Here is a 12,287-nt window from a genome sequence, read left to right on the forward strand (position 1 = left end):
GTTCCCTGATGGCAGTGGCTTGGCGTGCTTGGCTGGTTCGGCTGGTTCGGCTGGTTCGGCTTGATCGGCTTGATCGGCTTGATCGGCTTGATCGGCTTGATCGGCTTGATCGGCTTGATCGGCTTGATCGGCCAGCGCGGTTGGCGCGGCTGGCTCGGGCGCCTCGGCTGACAGGCCGCGCCATTACGCATCGCCGTCATCCCCCGCCCCGTCCCGATGGAACAGCGCGAGAAACTGCTGCGCGGGAATGCTGAGCGGCCGGTCGCGCCGCACGAGGCTGCCGTACGACGGCAGCTTCTGCTTGAGCTCGTAATCGAGGATCGCCACGAGCCCGTGCTCCGCGTTGCGCCGGGCAACCGTCAGCGGAATCACGCCGAGCATCTGCGAACGGTCGACGAGGTTCATCGTCGTCAGGATCGAGCCCGTTTCGACGAGCCCGCGCGGCATCGGCTGGTGACGCGCACGGAATTCGCGCTCGACCACCTCGCGCGCCGGGCTGCCGGCCGGCTGCAGGATCCACGCGTAATCGAGCAGCGCGTCGAATTCGACCGGCCCCGCGCCCGCGAGCGGATGGTCGCGGCCCGCGATGATCGCGAGCGCTTCATCGTCCACCACGCGGAAATCGCAATCGCTACCGACGTGACGGCCGATCACCACTTCGAGCACGCCTTCGCGCAACTGCGGCATCAGCCGGTCGCTGGTGTCGACCGCGATGTCGATCGCGAGCAGCGGATAGCGCGCCTTCAACTGCACCAGCGCCTCGGTGAGCCGCCCCGGCGACGCCGCCATGATGCTGCCGATCGCGAGCCGCCCCGCGCTGCCGAGCTGCAGCTCGCCCAGCTCGCGGTTGAGCGCCTCCACGCTGCCGCGGATCCCGCGGAAATAGCCGAGCACGCGCTCGCCGGCCGGGTTCAGCACGAGCCCGCGCCCGACGCGGTCGAACAGCCGCTGGCCGAGCGCGCTTTCCAGTTCGGCCAGCATTTTCGTCGCGGCGGGCTGCGTGAGGCCGAGCTGGCCGGCCGCCGCGCGCAGCGTCGAGCATTCGTCCACCGCCAGCAACAGCGCGATCTGCCGCATCCGCAGCCGGTTCAGCAATTGGGGAGTCGAGTCTCGTCGATCGATCGAGCCCATTTCGATTACTCCAGGTTATCGATTCATCAAGAGTTTTCAATTTACCGACTCATTCCGTCTACCTAGCATGAACCCCATACACGAACGGCCACGCGCCGCCACCGGAGACACTGCAATGAACACCCCCTCGCCCGCCGCTCCCCTGCCTGTCGTCGCGCTGACGCTCGGCGACCCCGCCGGCATCGGCGCCGAACTGATCGCGAAACTACTTGCGCGGCCCGACGCGACCGCCCGCGCGAACCTCGTGCTGATCGGCGACCGCTGGCTGTGGGAAGCCGGCCAGCGCGTGGCCGGCGTGACGGTCGACGTCGAACCCGTCGCGTCGCTCGCCGCCGCGCGCGGCCGGCCGTCCACCGCGCGCGCCGCGTTCGTCGCGGTCGACACGATCGATCCCGCCCAGGTCACCGTCGGCCAGGCCGGCGCCGCCGGCGGCCGCTCGACGCTGACCGTGCTCGACCAATGCCTCGACGCCGCGCTCGCCGGCGACATCGACGCAATCTGCTTTGCGCCGCTGAACAAGTACGCGATGAAGCTCGGCGGGCTGAAGCACGACGACGAGCTGCATCACTTCGCCGCCGCGCTCGGCGTGACCGGCTACTTCTGCGAATTCAACACGCTCGGCGAACTGTGGACCGCGCGGATCTCGTCGCATATCCCGCTCAAGGATGCGGCAGCGCAACTGAGCGTCGAGCGCATCGAGCAGGCATCCGAACTGATCTACCGGTCGCTGCTCGCGAACGGCGTCGCCGCACCGAAGGTCGCGATCGCCGCGTTCAACCCGCACGGCGGCGACGGCGGCAGTTGCGGCCGCGAGGAAGTCGACATCATCGAGCCGGCGGTGCGCAAGCTGCAGGCGCGCGCGTGGCCGACCGACGCGCCGTTCCACGGCCCGTTCCCGGCCGACACGATCTTCCTGAAGGCGCAGGCCGGCGACTACCAGGCGGTCGTCACGATGTACCACGACCAGGGGCAGATCGCGATCAAGCTGCTCGGCTTCTCGCGCGGCGTGACCGTTCAGGGCGGGCTGCCGGTACCGATCACGACGCCCGCGCACGGCACCGCGTACGACATCGCGGGCCGCGGCAGCGCCGACGTCGGCGCGACCTGGCAGGCGCTGCAGATCGCGTGCCGGATGGGCGCCGCGCGCCGCACGACCACCGTTTCCGCGTGACCCTCGCACGCCTTCTACACACGACAACATCGATTCCGGAGACACCATCATGAAGATCCGTTCCGTACGCGCCCGCGTATTCCAGTGGAAAGGCAAGACCGTCCCGCCGCAAGGCAACTTCTGCTCGAATGCGATGGACCTGCTGTACGCGCCGCAGGAGACGATGAGCACGTTCCGCTTCCATGCGTGGACGGTCGTCGAAGTCGAGACCGACGACGGCATCGTCGGCCTCGGCAACGTCGCGCTCGCGCCGCACGTCGCGAAGGTGATCATCGACCAGTACCTCGCGCCGCTCGTGATCGGCCAGGATCCGTGGGACTACGAATACCTGAACCAGCGGATGTACCGCGCGACCCACGCATGGGGCCGCAAGGGCATCGGCATGGCGGCGATCTCGGCCGTCGACATCGCGATCTGGGACATCCTCGGCAAGAGCGTCGGCAAGCCCGTGTTCAAGCTGCTCGGCGGACGCACCAAGGAAAAGATCCCCTGCTACTACTCGAAGCTGTACCGCACCGACCTGAAGGCGATGCAGGAGGAAGCGCAAAAGTATCTGAAGGAAGGCTTCCGCGCGTTCAAGATGCGCTTCGGCTACGGGCCCGCGCACGGGCAGCAGGGCGTGGTCGAGAACCTCAAGTCGGTCGCGGCGATCCGCGAGGTGATCGGCTACGACAACGACCTGATGCTCGAGTGCTACATGGGCTGGAACCTCGAGTATGCGAAGCGCATCCTGCCGAAGCTCGAGAAGTACCAGCCGCGCTGGCTCGAGGAACCGGTGATCGCCGACGACATCGACGGCTACGCGGAACTGAACCAGCTCACGCGCATTCCGATCTCCGGCGGTGAACACGAGTTCTCGCTCTACGGCTTCAAGCAGTTGCTCGATCGCAAGGCCGTGTCGGTCGTCCAGTACGACACGAACCGCGTCGGCGGCATCACGATGGCGCACAAGATCAACGCGCTGTGCGAGGCATACAGCGTGCCGGTGATTCCGCACGCGGGCCAGATGCACAACTATCACCTGACGATGAGCACGCTCGCATCGCCGATGAGCGAGTACTTCCCGATGTTCGACGTGGAAGTCGGCAACGAGCTGTTCTATTACATCTTCGACGGCGAGCCGGTGGCCGAGAACGGCTTCCTGCAACTGCGCGACGACGTGCCGGGTCTCGGCCTCTCGCTGAAGACCGAATTCCTCGACCAGTTCGACATCGTCGAGTGAGGGTCGCCATGAACGCACGCTACCAGGGCGTCTTTCCGGTCGCGCCGACGATCTTCGACGCGCACGGCGCACTCGACCTCGACGGCCAGCGCCGCTGTCTCGACTTCATGATCGACGCCGGCTCGCAAGGCATCTGCATCCACGCGAACTACTCGGAGCAGTTCGCGCTCGGCGACGACGAACGCGACCTCATCACGCGCACCACGCTCGAGCACGTCGCCGGCCGCGTGCCGGTGATCGTCACGACGTCGCACTTCAGCGCGCGGATCTGCGCGCAACGCAACCGGCGCGCGCAGGCGCTCGGCGCCGCGATGGTGATGGTGATGCCGCCGTATCACGGCGCGACGTTCCGCGTGCCGGAAGCGCAGGTGCGCGCTTTCTTCCGCGACGTCGCCGACGGCCTCGACATTCCGCTGATGATCCAGGACGCACCGGCGAGCGGCGTCGCGCTGCCTGCGTCGTTGCTTGCGACGCTCGCACGCGAAATCGACGCGGTGTCGTACTTCAAGATCGAGACGCCCGGCGCGGCGTCGAAGCTGCGCGAGCTGATCGCGCTCGGCGGCGACGCGATCGAAGGGCCTTGGGACGGCGAGGAAGGCATCACGCTGCTCGCCGATCTCGATGCCGGCGCAACCGGCGCGATGACGGGCGGCGGGTATCCGGACGGGATTCGCCGCATCACCGACGCGTATTTCGCCGGGCGCCGCGACGAAGCGTGCGAGCAGTACGGGCGCTGGCTGCCGCTGATCAACTACGAGAACCGCCAGTCGGGCTTCCTGACCGCGAAGGCGCTGATGAAGGAAGGCGGCGTGATCGCGTGCGACCGGCCGCGCGCGCCGTGGCCCGACATGCACCCGCAGGTGCGCGCCGGCCTGCTCGACGCGGCGCGGCGGCTCGATCCGCTCGTGCTGCGCTGGGGACGCTGACCCAACATCTGCCTGTACCCGCAACGCGCGTGCGTTGCGCATCGGCGTGACGGCGGTCCGACAGAAGGCCGCCGCCGCCCGTCACATGGATCCGGAGACACCATGAACCTGCTGAACCCCGCCAACCCGGCCTATGAAGCCGGCGAAGCCGTTCCGCGCCGCCGCTGGCTGCGCGTGATTCCGCCGCTGCTGCTCGCCTGCATCATTTCGTACATGGATCGCGTGAACATCGCGTTCGCGATGCCCGGCGGGATGAACGCCGATCTCGGCATGGACGCGACCATGGCCGGCCTCGCCGGCGGCATCTTCTTCTTCGGCTACCTGTTCCTGCAGATTCCGGCCGGCCGGCGCGCCGCGCTCGGCAGCGGCAAGAAATTCATCGCGTGGTCGCTCGTGAGCTGGGCGCTGCTGTCGGTGCTGACCGGGCTCGTCACCCATACGTGGCAACTTTTGACGCTGCGGTTCATGCTCGGGGTGGCCGAAGGCGGGATGCTGCCGGTCGTGCTGACCATGGTCAGCCACTGGTTTCCCGACCGCGAACGCGGACGCGCCAACGCGATGGTCATCATGTTCGTGCCGCTCGCCGGGATGATCACCGCGCCGCTATCCGGCTTCATCCTCGCCGCGTACGACTGGCGTCACCTGTTCTTCTGCGCCGGCGCGCTGTCGCTGCTGTGCCTGGTCGCGTGGATGATGTTCGCCGACGACGGCCCTGAGACCGCACGCTGGGTGTCGCCGCGCGAAAAGGCGTACATCCTCGACGCGCTGCGCGAGGAACAGGAACGCAAGCAGGCCGCCGGCGCGCCTGCGGCGGCATCGTTCGGCGCGATGCTGCGCAACCCGACGATCTGGCTGCTGATCGCGATCAACTTCTGCTATCAGGTCGGCATCTACGGCTATACGATGTGGTTGCCGACGCTGCTCAAAAACCTCACGCACGGCGGGATGGGGAAAGTCGGCCTGCTCGCGATGCTGCCGTATGTCGCGATGATGATCGGGATGTTCGGCACGTCGTATTTGTCCGACCGAACCGGCAAGCGCCGCCTGTTCGTGCTGCTGCCGCTGGTCGGCTTCGCCGCGTGCCTCGCGCTGTCTGTACTCACCCATGCGTCGATGATCGTGTCGTTCGCGTTCCTGATCGGTTGCGGCTTCTTCCTGCAGGCGGCAGCCGGCGTGTTCTGGGCGATTCCGCCGAAGCTGTGCAGCGTCGAGACGGCGGGCAGCGCGCGCGGCCTGATCAACGCGCTCGGCAACCTCGGCGGCTTCTGCGGCCCGTATGCGGTCGGCGTGCTGACCCAGCACGTGAGCGCCGCGGCCGGCGTGTACAGCCTCGCGGTCACGCTCGCGGTGGCCGGCCTGCTCGCGCTGACGCTGCCCAGGCGCTGCGAAGACTGATACGCGCGCGCCGGGAAGCCGGCACGCGCACGAAACAACGGAGACTCACCATGAACGACATCCTGCTGCTGGTGCAGAAATGCGCCCATACCTTCAGCTTCTACGACCTCGAAACGAAAGCCGCGCTCAAGCATGTCGTGCTGCCGAACTTCCCGCACGAATTCACCGTCGACGTGAACAACCGCTACGCATACGTCGGCATCTTCGGGATCGAAACCGCGTGGTCGCGCGGCCATGAAGGCGATCACCGGATTGCCGAGATCGATCTCGTCGAGCGCACGCACACGCGCATGCTCGACCTGTGGCCGTACTACCGGCCGCACGGGATGGCCGCCGATCGCGACGGCCGGCTGTACGCGATGAGCGAGGCGCACGACATGCTGCTCGTGTTCGACGAACCGACCCGGCAGGCCGTGCCGAACATGGCCGTGCCGTCCGGCGGCGTGAAGACCCACCTCGTGACGCTCACCCGCGATGCGAGCCGTGCCTACGGCGTGCATCTGCTGTCGAACACCGTCACGCAGTTTCATCCGCGCGACGCGACCGTCGCGCCGCGCGCGGTGATGCCCGGCCCGCGCCCCGAAGGCAATGCGCTGTCGAGCGACGAGCGCACGCTGTTCGTCGCGAATCGCGGCGACGACACGCTCGTCGAGATCGACACCGACACGATGACCTGCGGCCGCCGCGTGAAGACGCGCAGCGATCCGAACCGCATCTACCGCACCACCGCGCCGGACGGCCGCGATTTGCTGCTGCTGACCAATTCCGGCGAACGGTCGATTTCGGTGTTCGACGCGCGGCAGCTCGAAGAGATCGAACGCGTCGCGCTGCCCGCGAATCCGACCGCGCTGTCGTTCCATCCGTCGCGACGCGTCGCGTACGTGTCGTTCCAGGACGACTACGTGCGCGAGCTCGATCTCGATGCGTGGCGCTTCGTCGGTGCGCTGCCGACGCTGCGCGAACCGGATGCGTCGTATGTGCTCGCAGGCACGCGCTGACCCACGCGGCGACGCGCGGCCGTCGCCGGATGCGCTGCCGGCCAGGCTCGTCGACGCGCATCACCACCTGTGGCAGCTCGGCACGGGGGCGCATTATCCGTGGCTGCAGGCGCAGTACGATCCGGCGCGCTTCATGTTCGGCGACTACGCGGCGCTGTGCCGCGATTTCGGCGTGGCCGATTTGCGGCACGCGGCACAGGGTGCGCCGATCGTCGCGAGCGTGCACGTCGAGGCCGAACGCGCGCACGACGAAGCGCTCGCGGAAACACGCTGGCTGCATCAGGTCGCGGCCGCGCACGGGCTGCCGTCGGCGGTCGTCGCGTGGGTCGACCTGCTCGCCGGCGACGCCGACGAGCGGCTCGCCGAACAGGCCGCGTGGCCGCGCGTGCGGGGCGTGCGCTTCAAGCCGCGCACCGCTGCGTCGGCGGATGCCGATGTCGACGGGCCGGGCACACTGCGCGATCCGCGCTGGCCGGCCGCGCTCGAACGGCTCGCCGCGCACGGCCTGAGCTGGGATCTGCGCGTGCCGTTCTGGCATCTCGGCGAAGCAGCCGCGCTGCTGGCCGATGCGCCGCGTGTCGACGTGGTGCTCGAACACGCCGGGTTGCCGTGGGATCGGTCGGACGCCGGGCTCGCGCGCTGGCGCGGCGGGATGGAAGCGCTCGCGGCATCGCCGCGCGTAAGCGTGAAGATCTCCGAGCTCGGGTTGCGCGACGCCGTGTGGAACGACACGGACAACGCGCGGATCATCCGCGACACGATCGCGATATTCGGCTGGGAGCGCTGCCTGTTCGCGAGCAATTTTCCGGTGGCGGGGTTGCGCGTGTCGTATCCGGCGCTGCTGCGCACGTTCGCGGGCGCGATGGCCGGCCTCGACGACGTCGCGCGCGACGCGATCTGGCACGGCAACGCGATGCGCGTGTACCGGATTGCGTGAACGGGCTTGACCCGGCCCGTGGGGTCGCCTTTATGCCGGGCGCAACGAATCGGCAGCAGACAGGGGGGAATGGGCACGTCCGCGCTTCGCTTGTGCGCGTCGGCCTGCCTTGGCCGTGGGGCGGCGCGTGGTTCGCGTGTCGCCCGTTAAATCCAGCTTCCCGCCGCCCGGAATTTGACCGGTTCGCCGCGTTCGTGGATCATGCGCGTCAGTGCCTTGCATCCGCCCGCGAACGTGCGCCGACCATGCCCTCCGCCATCCGCCTGCGCCCGGCGTCCGCCGCCGACCTGCCGTTCCTGCTGACGCTCCGCCGGCTTACGATGACCGGGCATCTGCAACGGGTCGGCGCCCCCACCGACGACGAAGCGCACCACCGGCGCATCTTCGCGAACTTCGAAGACGCGATGATCGTCTGCGAAGGCGCGAGCGCCGACGCGAACCCGATCGGCTTGCTGAAAGTGACGCGCGCCGCCGACGAATGGCACGTTCACCAGATTCAGATCCACCCGTCGCGGCAAGGGCATGGCATCGGCGAAGCCGTGTTGCGCGATCTGCTGGCCGAAGCCGCGCGCGAGCACGTACCCGTATCGCTCAGCGTGCTGCACGGCAATCCCGCACGGCGGCTCTACGAGCGCCTCGGCTTCAGCGTCGCGTCGGAGACGGAAACGAGCGCGAACCTGATCTGGCGCGGATCGGCCGCGATGCGCGACGCAGCCTGCGTCAAGGCGCCCACCGATAGACGGTGATGCGGTTCCCCTTCACGTTGTTCTTCGTGACCACATGCTCGCCGTTCGAGCGGGCGACAGGCGCACACGCCGAACGTGTCGGCTAGCACGGGCCGCCCGACACGGAATAGCGCTTGATGTTCATGTCGGGGCCTTCGTCGCCGATCAGCAACTGCCCCGCCGTCGGTCGACAACCCGCACGCGGTTGTCGTGGAAATCGCTCGCATGGAGCAGCGCGCCGGCCTGCCCCGCGAAAGCGCAAAGCCGGGCATCCCGACCATTGCACGCACCTCGAACACGCCTGCGCGTGCCGTCCGGTCAGAACACCCGCGTCGCGGACGGAACGCGCGCCTGCTGCGTCAGGTAGGCGAGCGCATCGGTAATCGTCAGCACGTGCTGCTCCCCGTTCCTCATGCGTAGCGATACCTCACCGGCCAGCGCCTCCTTCCGTCCCGCCACTGCGACGATCGGTGCTGCCAGCTCCCTTGCATCGAAGATCTTGCGCGGCAGGCGTTCGGCACGAAAATCCCGCCGCACCCGGCACCCGATGTCTTCGAAGGCGAACGCCATGTTCTCGGCAAATGCGCGGGCGTCCTGTCCGATGTTCGCCACGACGATCTGGTCCGGCGCCAACCACGTCGGCAACCACCCCGCGTAGTGTTCGAGAAGCATGCCGATGAACCGCTCGAGGCTGCCGAGCACCGCGTGATGCAACATCACGGGCGTCGCTTTCGCACCGTCCTCCGCTACATAGGCGGCGCCGAGCCGCCCCGGCAATACGAAGTCGAGCTGGATCGTCCCGCACTGCCACGTCCGTCCCTGACCGTCGAGCAAATGAAATTCGAGCTTCGGACCGTAGAACGCTCCCTCGCCCGCCTGGATCGAGAAGTCCAGCCCTGCCGCCCGCGCAGCAGACGCCAGCATCGCTTCCGCGCGATCCCACACCGCATCGTCGCCGGCGCGAATCACGGGCCGCGTCGACAACGCCACGTCGAATGCGCCAAATCCGAAATCGGCATAGATCGTCTTCAGCAACACGCAGAATCGTGCGACTTCAACCTCCACCTGAGCGGGCATGCATAGAACATGGGCATCGTCCTGGGTGAACGCACGGGCACGCATGAGGCCGTGCAGCGCGCCGGACGGTTCGGCCCGGTGAACCGCGCCGAATTCCGCATATCGAATCGGCAGATCGCGGTACGAACGCGTGCCCTTTTTGAAGACCTGCACATGGCACGGGCAGCTCATCGGTTTGAGACAGTACGGATGATCGTCACTTTCGAGCGAAAACATGTTCCGCCCGAACTTCTCCCAATGGCCGCTCTGTTCCCAGACACCTCGCGCGACGATCTGAGGTGTCCGCACTTCGGCGAAGCCGGCCTGGCGCATCCGAACGCGGATATATTCCTCGACGACCCGAAACAAAACCATGCCGCGCGGATGCCAGAAAATGGCGCCTGGGTTCTCATCCTGTTGATGAAACAGATCCAGCCTGTTACCAAGCACGCGATGGTCGCGTTCGTCCATGATGTTCTCCGTTGACAGTGGGTACCGGCCGAACAGAGCATGAAAAAGGCCCCGTCCGTTTCCGGCGGGGCCTGGGGATCGCTCGAGGCACTGACCTACGACGCGCAACCTCCTCCCGACCCGCCATTGGCGGTCGTGGTGGTGGTCGTGGCAGTCGTGACAAAAAGTGCGCTCATGTGACGAATCTAGTCAACGCGTGAACGTCTGTCAACGACGCATTCGAATCCGGAACCGTCGCTCGGTGCGCGCCCTCGGGCATCCCGCGTCGGCGAGCAGTCGGCCAGTCGAATACGCGCGGCGCGACCTGACGCCTGCGCAATTCGCCCGGGCCGTGGGCGGCGATCGCTTCCCGAAAACCTGTCGCGAACCCGCTCAGATTGGCAGGGACGACGGTGCGTCGGAGCATTGCGGCTCATTGCGGCACCGCTCCGAACGCCGCATGCGACGCTCGGACTCGCTCTTGGCAATACGAATAGCGCTGTCAAAGCACGGGTCGGTTGCGACATGCCGATGATCGACGCTGACCAGCCACGCATTGCCATCGAAGCACCAACGAATGCGTCGATCCTCCATCACCGTTGCGAACCATCTCCAGATGTCCGCATCGACGACATTGGCCGCCTGCGCGGCAGCATGTCTCGCGACACGCATTTGCTCGAGTAAAGTCATGGGTTCACGCTCCTGCGAACACTCGATGGCTTTCATCGCCATCGAGGCGCTGCCGTGCCGGGCAAGTGCCGATGTGCCCGCCACCCGACACATCGGCTTATTTCTGGCTCCACAACGGCACGATGAAGTTCATCCAGACTCGCGTCTCGTGCCCCGTGTAGCCGGTTTCGGTTACATCACGCGACGCCTTGAGCTGCAGCGTGTCGTGGCCGATCCTGTAGCCAACCAGCGCACCGAGCGCGACCTGCGATTGCTTCTGGTAGCCGGCCACCGGCGAGGTCAGGTCGTCCGAGCCGAACGCGATCCCGCCCAGCTCCCACTTGCCGACCCGCTTGAACGCGGTCAGATCGAAGTTGGTCCACTGCGGTGCCGCGTTCTCGCCCAGCTCGCTGCCATGCTTGCCGGTGCCGTAAATGCCCGTGGCATCGAACTCCCAGCCGTTATGCTCGTAGGTCACGGCAGCGATTTCCATCAGCGAATAGAAATTACGCGTCACGCCGAGCGACGTCAGGTCGTTGCGCACGGGAAGAAACACGCCGCTTTGCACACCGGCCGACAGGCCGCCGCCGAGATCCCACTTGAGCTGAGCGTCGATATAGGTGTTACCGGCCCCGGTATAGCCGTGATAGCCCTTCACGTCGACGTTCGCGACCGCAGTCACCGTATCGAGCAGAAGGCGGCCGCCGGCCACCGTCCACGGCGTGGACCAGATCAGCCAGCTCGGGATGCCGACACCGACGCCGACCGTCGGCGAGCTGCCGCGCCAGCCATAGTTGAGCTGCGTGACACTGTAGATACCCGGCGGCAACGGCGCGCCCAGCGGCAAACCGGTCGAAATCCCCGGCAGCAGTTGCGAGCCCGCGTGTGCGAGGGGAACCATGCAGGCGGCAGATGATGCGCACACCAGGCTGGTCAGAACTTTTCTTGATACTTGGTTCGATTTCACGTGCTGCTCCAGGTTGTATGCGGCTACATTCAGACGCATTCGCATCATTTGCATAACTACTTTTATCAAGCACGCCGACTCGTTATTTCGCATCGGTCGGCAACCGATCTATCCTTCTCGTCTCGAATGCGACCAACGGTCATCGCACTTCCCTGTCCGCTCTCATACGGTTCCTCGCCGCATCCGAGCGTTCTCCAGCCGCCAGCTGGATTGCTTCCTGTCGATGCACGGACAGGCAGAAAATTAAAATCGTCGGCATGAGTACTGCGATTCGACCCACCATATTCAAGAGTAGGAATCCGAATTTAATCGCAGATGCGGCGACCAATTCCTGGCCGACTCCGATCCTGCAAATTGTGGGTATTCAGCAGTTCGTCCGAGTCTGGATCGTCTCGCGCGGAGCACCTTGTCTCGACGCGTTCAATCTCGCTCTTTGCCGCCTCTAACCCAGCAGGCTCCCGCCGGCTCGATGGGAATTCCTGGGTGACAGAGCCGGTTGGTGCGTGTACAGACGCTCCGCCGCGCCGTCACAGGCAGTCGGCCACCTCTGGAACCAGCGCGAACAGATCGCCGACGAGACCGTAATCGGCCACGCTGAAGATCGGCGCCTCCGGATCCTTGTTGATCGCGACGATCACCT

13 protein-coding genes and 1 pseudogene are annotated in these 12,287 nt (G+C 66.5%); 9 read left to right on the plus strand and 5 right to left on the minus strand.

Going from position 1 to position 12,287, the window contains the following annotated elements; genetic code table 11:
- Window positions 1–24 precede the first annotated feature (24 nt).
- Entirely contained in the window at window positions 25–171 is a 147-nt protein-coding gene (locus tag DIE13_RS33015) for a hypothetical protein (RefSeq protein ID WP_185731221.1), read from the plus strand.
- A 12-nt stretch (window positions 172–183) separates the two neighbouring features.
- On the opposite strand, the gene DIE13_RS24880 is transcribed toward DIE13_RS33015, so the two are convergent.
- A complete protein-coding gene (locus DIE13_RS24880; protein WP_124829746.1) occupies window positions 184–1,131 on the minus strand; it encodes a LysR family transcriptional regulator in 948 nt (315 codons plus the stop codon).
- 115 nt (window positions 1,132–1,246) lie between these two features.
- Here DIE13_RS24880 and DIE13_RS24885 point away from each other — a divergent pair, with 115 nt between their 5' ends.
- The 7 genes from DIE13_RS24885 to DIE13_RS24915 all read left to right on the plus strand — a co-directional run bounded on the left by DIE13_RS24885 (window position 1,247) and on the right by DIE13_RS24915 (window position 8,526).
- Window positions 1,247–2,302 (plus strand): 4-hydroxythreonine-4-phosphate dehydrogenase PdxA, encoded by a 1,056-nt coding sequence (locus DIE13_RS24885; RefSeq protein ID WP_124829747.1) that lies wholly within the window; start codon window positions 1,247–1,249, stop codon window positions 2,300–2,302.
- Window positions 2,303–2,351: 49 nt separating this feature from the next.
- A complete protein-coding gene (locus tag DIE13_RS24890) occupies window positions 2,352–3,524 on the plus strand; it encodes an L-rhamnonate dehydratase (protein WP_124829748.1) in 1,173 nt (390 codons plus the stop codon).
- A gap of 8 nt (window positions 3,525–3,532) precedes the next feature.
- The gene (locus DIE13_RS24895; protein WP_124829749.1) at window positions 3,533–4,450 is read left to right on the plus strand and encodes a dihydrodipicolinate synthase family protein; all 918 of its coding nucleotides are present in this window, start codon (window positions 3,533–3,535) and stop codon (window positions 4,448–4,450) included.
- Between the two features lie 102 nt (window positions 4,451–4,552).
- Window positions 4,553–5,845, plus strand: coding sequence for an MFS transporter (locus tag DIE13_RS24900; protein ID WP_124829750.1), 1,293 nt, complete (start codon window positions 4,553–4,555; stop codon window positions 5,843–5,845).
- A 50-nt stretch (window positions 5,846–5,895) separates the two neighbouring features.
- Window positions 5,896–6,843: a YncE family protein gene (locus DIE13_RS24905; RefSeq protein ID WP_124829751.1), complete on the plus strand. Its 948-nt coding sequence runs from the start codon at window positions 5,896–5,898 to the stop codon at window positions 6,841–6,843.
- Window positions 6,821–7,780 (plus strand): amidohydrolase, encoded by a 960-nt coding sequence (locus DIE13_RS24910; RefSeq protein WP_124829752.1) that lies wholly within the window; start codon window positions 6,821–6,823, stop codon window positions 7,778–7,780. Before DIE13_RS24905 ends, DIE13_RS24910 begins: the two co-directional genes overlap by 23 nt.
- A gap of 245 nt (window positions 7,781–8,025) precedes the next feature.
- Window positions 8,026–8,526: a GNAT family N-acetyltransferase gene (locus tag DIE13_RS24915; protein ID WP_124829763.1), complete on the plus strand. Its 501-nt coding sequence runs from the start codon at window positions 8,026–8,028 to the stop codon at window positions 8,524–8,526.
- Between the two features lie 297 nt (window positions 8,527–8,823).
- On the opposite strand, the gene thrS is transcribed toward DIE13_RS24915, so the two are convergent.
- Window positions 8,824–10,032: a threonine--tRNA ligase gene (gene thrS / locus DIE13_RS24920; RefSeq protein ID WP_124829753.1), complete on the minus strand. Its 1,209-nt coding sequence runs from the start codon at window positions 10,030–10,032 to the stop codon at window positions 8,824–8,826.
- A 39-nt stretch (window positions 10,033–10,071) separates the two neighbouring features.
- On the opposite strand from thrS, the gene DIE13_RS33020 reads away from it, so the two are divergent.
- Window positions 10,072–10,212 (plus strand): hypothetical protein, encoded by a 141-nt coding sequence (locus tag DIE13_RS33020; RefSeq protein ID WP_175751123.1) that lies wholly within the window; start codon window positions 10,072–10,074, stop codon window positions 10,210–10,212.
- Between the two features lie 192 nt (window positions 10,213–10,404).
- Here the strand turns inward: DIE13_RS33020 and DIE13_RS24925 are convergent, their stop codons facing one another.
- From DIE13_RS24925 to DIE13_RS24935, 3 genes and pseudogenes are all read right to left on the minus strand, one after another.
- Window positions 10,405–10,701, minus strand: a complete 297-nt coding sequence (locus DIE13_RS24925) for a hypothetical protein (protein ID WP_175691896.1) — start codon at window positions 10,699–10,701, stop codon at window positions 10,405–10,407.
- A 97-nt stretch (window positions 10,702–10,798) separates the two neighbouring features.
- Window positions 10,799–11,581, minus strand: a complete 783-nt coding sequence (locus DIE13_RS24930) for a transporter (RefSeq protein ID WP_175751122.1) — start codon at window positions 11,579–11,581, stop codon at window positions 10,799–10,801.
- 593 nt (window positions 11,582–12,174) lie between these two features.
- Window positions 12,175–12,287: pseudogene (locus DIE13_RS24935) on the minus strand (electron transfer flavoprotein subunit alpha/FixB family protein); the annotation flags it as partial.

Source organism: Burkholderia sp. Bp9016 (genome assembly GCF_003857765.1).
Taxonomy (GTDB): Bacteria; Pseudomonadota; Gammaproteobacteria; order Burkholderiales; family Burkholderiaceae; genus Burkholderia.

Coding starts and splice junctions, on each gene's coding strand:
- DIE13_RS24880 (WP_124829746.1), bottom strand. CDS start 1,131: ATGGGCTCGATCGATCGACGAGACTCGACTCCCCAATTGCTGAACCGG.
- DIE13_RS24885 (WP_124829747.1), top strand. CDS start 1,247: ATGAACACCCCCTCGCCCGCCGCTCCCCTGCCTGTCGTCGCGCTGACG.
- DIE13_RS24890 (WP_124829748.1), top strand. CDS start 2,352: ATGAAGATCCGTTCCGTACGCGCCCGCGTATTCCAGTGGAAAGGCAAG.
- DIE13_RS24895 (WP_124829749.1), top strand. CDS start 3,533: ATGAACGCACGCTACCAGGGCGTCTTTCCGGTCGCGCCGACGATCTTC.
- DIE13_RS24900 (WP_124829750.1), top strand. CDS start 4,553: ATGAACCTGCTGAACCCCGCCAACCCGGCCTATGAAGCCGGCGAAGCC.
- DIE13_RS24905 (WP_124829751.1), top strand. CDS start 5,896: ATGAACGACATCCTGCTGCTGGTGCAGAAATGCGCCCATACCTTCAGC.
- DIE13_RS24910 (WP_124829752.1), top strand. CDS start 6,821: ATGTGCTCGCAGGCACGCGCTGACCCACGCGGCGACGCGCGGCCGTCG.
- DIE13_RS24915 (WP_124829763.1), top strand. CDS start 8,026: ATGCCCTCCGCCATCCGCCTGCGCCCGGCGTCCGCCGCCGACCTGCCG.
- thrS (WP_124829753.1), bottom strand. CDS start 10,032: ATGGACGAACGCGACCATCGCGTGCTTGGTAACAGGCTGGATCTGTTT.
- DIE13_RS33020 (WP_175751123.1), top strand. CDS start 10,072: ATGAAAAAGGCCCCGTCCGTTTCCGGCGGGGCCTGGGGATCGCTCGAG.
- DIE13_RS24925 (WP_175691896.1), bottom strand. CDS start 10,701: ATGACTTTACTCGAGCAAATGCGTGTCGCGAGACATGCTGCCGCGCAG.
- DIE13_RS24930 (WP_175751122.1), bottom strand. CDS start 11,581: ATGGTTCCCCTCGCACACGCGGGCTCGCAACTGCTGCCGGGGATTTCG.